We start from the raw sequence: 4,963 nt of genomic DNA, 5'->3' as shown, positions 1-4,963 counted from the left end.
ATGAGCATACAGAAAAGGATGGAATGACTAAACCCCCTGTGCCATTCAATGGCTGTTATGGTGTCTGTCAATGAATAGGCGATGATATCAAGGTCAGGAATCGTACCGGCAATGGCCCCATACAAAAGGGCTTTATTCCCTGCTTTTTTTCCTAAGGAGGCCTCCCCTACTGCCGCCCCTAATACGATTTGGGTCAGTGAATCCAATGGTTATGTTTTATCTTCAAAAATATGGATTCTAGGAATTAAGTTAGTTCATTCCCTTTGCATGTGGGCTACGTACTCCTTACCGGCAGGCAGGAAGGTATACCAGGTAAGATAATGCCATTTTGTTCAGACGTTGGGCTACAGTTAGGGAGTAGGTTCAGAGTTCTCAAGGGTTACTTTTACCGCATTCAAACCTTTTAGCCCTTTTTCAAGTTCAAAGGTGACCATGTCATTTTCATTGATCTCATCTACTAATCCGCTTACATGGCAAAAATACTTTTCTTGAGAATCGGAATCTTTTATAAAACCATAGCCTTTAGAGTAATCAAAAAAAGACACCTTGCCTTTCCTCACAGGGTCATAAGCTTCCTGTTCTTTTTTAGGAACGCCGAGTTCTATGGATGAGGCATCTATTTCCTCTTTTTCTTCGGAGTCCTGAGGCGTGTCGGTTAAATTGCCGTACTGGTCAACGTAAGCAAATGGGATGCCTCCGCCGCTTTCCTTACTATCTGCCTTACGCGCTTCCTTTCGCTTTTGCTTTTCTTCGCGCTTTTTTAATCGTTGTTTTTCCTTTTGCCTCTTATTGTAAGATTGTTGTGATTTTGCCATGAATATATTTAGGTTGGTAAGTTACCGCTATATTTTTCAATTGGAGAATTCCGGGCATAAAAAAACCTATCTGATCCAGATAGGTTTAGAAAAAAATGGATGTATGTCTTTAGATGACTCTAACGTTAGTGGCATTTAATCCTTTTTTACCCTGTTCTAAATCAAATTCAACTTGGTCACCTTCGCGAATTTCGTCAATTAATCCAGTAACATGTACAAAGTGTTCTTTTTCAACACCCTCCTCATTGATAAAGCCATAACCTTTGGCGTCGTTGAAGAATTTTACTGTTCCTTTACTCATTTTACTTGTTTTAAATTTTAATGAATTGCAAAGGTGGGGTTATTTATTTTATTTTAAGCTATTTAATTAACTTATTTTATTTAGTTCGGGTCCTGCCAAACATTTTTGGGTCGTACAATGCAGCAATTTGTTCCTCGCTTAAGAATGTAAGTCGCCCATTGTTTGGGAAATATCGTGTGTTTTTACACTGTTGTCGATTTGATGTACAAACCTGCTCAACAGTTTCACTATATCAAAGGGAACCCCTTATGGTTAAAATCTTACTATCTATTTTATCAGAGTTATTAACTTCCTTCATAGCTCAGACGGTAAATGGCATCGCCATAGTCATCAGAGATCAGCATGGAGCCGTCTTCCAGTACCAGTAAGTCCACAGGCCTGCCGAAGACTTCCTGAGAGGCCTCGTCAAGCCATCCATCCAAAAATGTCTCATAGCTGACCGCCTCATTGTCTTTAATCTTAACAAGGGAAATACGATAGCCAATCTTAGAAGACCTGTTCCAGGAGCCGTGTTCGGCTATAAACGCGTGCCCTCTGTATTCCTCCGGGAACATTTGTCCGGTATAGAATTTCACGCCTAAGGGGGCGGTATGCGGGCCTAAATTCTGAGCTGGAGGCACGAAGTCGCTACAGGGATATTTGTCTCCGAATTCCGGATCCTTAATCGTTCCGCCATGGCAATAAGGATATCCAAAATGCTGCCCGGCTTCGGTAACCCGGTTCAATTCGCATGGGGGAATGTCATCTCCCATCATATCCCTGCCATTGTCTGTAAACCATAGCTCTCCGGATTCCGGATGCCAGGTAAATCCAACGGAATTGCGCACACCCCTGGCGTAGATCTCCCTGTTGGAACCATCAGGGTCCATACGGGTGATACTGGCAAAACGCTCGTCCTCGCTTTCACAAATATTGCAAGGGGCACCTACCGGTACATATAATTTGCCGTCAGGCCCGAAGGCGATGTATTTCCAGCCGTGATGAAACTCCGTTGGGTAATCGTCGTAAACTACAACAGGTTCGGGGGGATTGTTGAGGTTAGCTTCAATATCATCAAAACGCAACAGGCGGTTTACTTCGGCCACATAAAGCGATCCGTCTCGAAATGCAATCCCATTGGGCACATTAAAGGTAGTGTCGAGAACGATAACATTATCAGCTTTAAAATCCCCATCGGTATCCTGAATGGCGTAGACCCTCTTTTCCTTTCTTGTGCTTACGAATAAGGTGCCCTCGTCACCAAGGGCCATAGACCTTGCTTCGTCTATGCCTTCTGCAAAGGTCTTTATAGTAAAGCCTTCCGGGAGGTTGAGCCGGTGTAAAGGAAGGCCAGCTTCTTCAGCAATTTCCTGGGTGGGTGCAGCTTCTTTTTTTTCCTCTTTTGCCTGTTTGCAAGAAAAGGCTGTAATAAATAAGCTCGTAAGTACGAGTGTGAAAATAGAATTTCTGGTGCGTGGTATCATAGTGCTTGGAATCAGATCCTCTAAGATCGGAAAAGATTGTTTACTGGCAAATTGCTTTGCCCTGGTTTACTATGGTAACCCCTTCTTTAATAAAGATGTCGCCATTTGGGAGTTTGTAGAGGGGATAGAACTGCTGCTTACCATTTGTGGCCGCATAAAAAATACCGTTTTCGCCGTTTCGGTTAATGACCTTCCACTGCCCGAATTCCTGCCAGTTTGATTTTTGTTCATTGCCCATGACAGTTCGTTTTACGGTATGTCCGTACAAACCGTAATATCCATTGGCACAGTAATGGACCTCAATGAAATAATAGGTGCCATATACCGCCTCCCCTTCCCGGTAGGTTATGAGCAAGTTTTGATCGTTAAAAAACCGGTGGAGTTCCTCGATTGTCGGATTTTCCTGGGCGTTGGTCCGTGGAGCATACCATAAACCAACAACTATAAACAGGAAACTAATGAGGTGTCGGCTCTTCATGTTTGTTTGGATCCAATGATCGCACAGATCTTACTTAGCCCACTGGGGGCGGCCTTTAACTTCTACCCTACCGTTGGTAATTGACCTTTTATGGCCTTACATCTTCTTTAGTTCATTCACCACCTCGGTCAATGCGGCTTTTGCATCCCCGAAAAGCATGGAAGTTTTGGCATTGTAGAACAATTCATTGTCTATTCCTGCATATCCCACATTCATACTCCGCTTGTTGACGATCACATTCTTGGCCTTTTCCACATCGAGGATAGGCATTCCATAGATTGGGCTCGATGGGTCGTTATAGGCGGCAGGGTTCACCACATCATTGGCCCCTACCACAAGAACTACGTCCGTATGCGGAAACTGAGGGTTGATATCTTCCATTTCCACCAACAACCCATAATCCACATTACTTTCAGCCAACAATACGTTCATATGCCCGGGCATCCTGCCCGCCACAGGGTGGATGGCATACTTCACATCCACTCCCCTTTTGGTAAGCAGTTCTTCTAGCTCATGGATAACGTGTTGCGCCTGTGCAACTGCCAGGCCATAACCTGGTACAATAATCACACTAGAAGCATAATTCAACAGGATTGCGGTATCCCCGGAACTGGTTTTCTTGATACTTCCCATTTTCCGGTCACCACCGGCAGCAGCATCCTCCCCTCCAAAAGCACCAAATATTACTGCTCCGAGCGTCCTGTTCATGGCGTTACACATGGCTACGGTAAGTATAATACCAGCAGATCCTACCAGAATTCCACCTACCAGCATCACCATGTTGGAATACAAAATACCCGTGATGGCTGCAGCTATTCCGGTCATGGAATTCAATAGGGATATGACTACCGGCATGTCTGCCCCTCCAATGGGCAGGACAAACAGAACCCCATATAACAGACTGGCTGCCAGTAAAGCATAAACGAATATCGGCTGGTCAATTCCCCGGATGACCATAAAAGCTGCATAAACGATGATGGCCAATAGCAAGAGGTTATTGACTAGGTTGCGCTGCGGAATGTTGATCACACTTTTGATCTTTCCATCCAGTTTACCCCAGGCGATCACGCTGCCTGAGAAGGTAAGTGCGCCAATCGCAATACCGGACAAAACGGTAGTGGCCTGCATCGCATCATTCAACTGGTTACTAAAGGCAACCAAACCGATTAAGGCCGCACTGGCACCCCCAAATCCATTGAAAAGGGATACTAATTCCGGCATCTTGGTCATTTTCACCTTGATCGCCATCAGCGCACCAATTATTCCGCCCAAAAGGATCGCTGCTCCAATGAGCACATAAATAAGGGGAGGTACTTCGAGGTCGTGCAAAAACAAAGTGCCCAGGATGGCAATTGCCATTCCCGACGCAGCGATCTGATTTCCCCTTTTAGCAGTGCCTGGGTGCCCAAGCATCTTAAGCCCGGCAATAAAAGTTACCGTTGCTACCAGATATATAATACTTAGAACTACATTCATTTGCCCTTCTTTTTAAACATTTGCAACATTCTTCCTGTTACGGCGAATCCTCCAACGACGTTGAGTATACCGAGAACAACGGCTACAAAACCTAAGCCGAGTGCCAGATAGTCATTTGGATCGGCGTTGAGCATCACCAGCATGGCACCTACAACAACTACCCCACTCAGGGCATTCGCTCCTGACATCAGGGGGGTGTGCAATACGGCCGGGATATGCTTGATTACCTCTACCCCTACGAAAATCGCAAGGATAAAAATGTAAATCAGATCCAGATTTTTAGCGATAAGATCTAACCATTCATTCATATTTGTTGCTTTATGTTTTACGAATTTCCCCCTGGTGTACAATCAGGGTTTCATCAGTGATTTCTTCTTCCAGGTCCCATTTGAATACTGCGTTCTCTGTGAGGTGTTTTATGAAATTGAAC

Annotated in this window: 7 protein-coding genes; all 7 read right to left on the bottom strand. The window is 44.7% G+C overall.

The genetic code is table 11. The features are described from left to right. On the bottom strand, positions 1-206 hold a 206-nt coding region (locus AC4E7D_RS11550), incomplete at its 3' end, for a metal-dependent hydrolase (protein WP_490173945.1). Positions 207-350: 144 nt separating this feature from the next. Beyond that, positions 351-815 (bottom strand): cold-shock protein, encoded by a 465-nt coding sequence (locus tag AC4E7D_RS11545; RefSeq protein WP_490173944.1) that lies wholly within the window; start codon positions 813-815, stop codon positions 351-353. A 109-nt stretch (positions 816-924) separates the two neighbouring features. Continuing rightward, on the bottom strand, positions 925-1,116 hold the full coding sequence (locus AC4E7D_RS11540; protein ID WP_490173943.1) for a cold-shock protein: 192 nt from the start codon (positions 1,114-1,116) through the stop codon (positions 925-927). Positions 1,117-1,400: 284 nt separating this feature from the next. Continuing rightward, positions 1,401-2,579 carry a PQQ-dependent sugar dehydrogenase gene (locus AC4E7D_RS11535; RefSeq protein ID WP_490173942.1) on the bottom strand — a complete coding sequence of 393 codons (1,179 nt, stop codon included), beginning with the start codon at positions 2,577-2,579 and terminating at the stop codon, positions 1,401-1,403. 40 nt (positions 2,580-2,619) lie between these two features. After that, a complete protein-coding gene (locus AC4E7D_RS11530; RefSeq protein WP_490173941.1) occupies positions 2,620-3,057 on the bottom strand; it encodes a hypothetical protein in 438 nt (145 codons plus the stop codon). 96 nt (positions 3,058-3,153) lie between these two features. Beyond that, positions 3,154-4,533: an NAD(P)(+) transhydrogenase (Re/Si-specific) subunit beta gene (locus tag AC4E7D_RS11525; protein WP_490173940.1), complete on the bottom strand. Its 1,380-nt coding sequence runs from the start codon at positions 4,531-4,533 to the stop codon at positions 3,154-3,156. Next, positions 4,530-4,841 (bottom strand): NAD(P) transhydrogenase subunit alpha part 2, encoded by a 312-nt coding sequence (locus AC4E7D_RS11520; protein WP_490173939.1) that lies wholly within the window; start codon positions 4,839-4,841, stop codon positions 4,530-4,532. Before AC4E7D_RS11520 ends, AC4E7D_RS11525 begins: the two co-directional genes overlap by 4 nt. Between the last annotated feature and the right edge of the window lie 122 nt (positions 4,842-4,963).

It is taken from the genome of Lentiprolixibacter sp. (assembly GCF_982873095.1).
The sequence above is the reverse complement of the archived record's forward strand: the minus strand, read 5'-3'. Positions and strand labels throughout refer to the sequence as shown.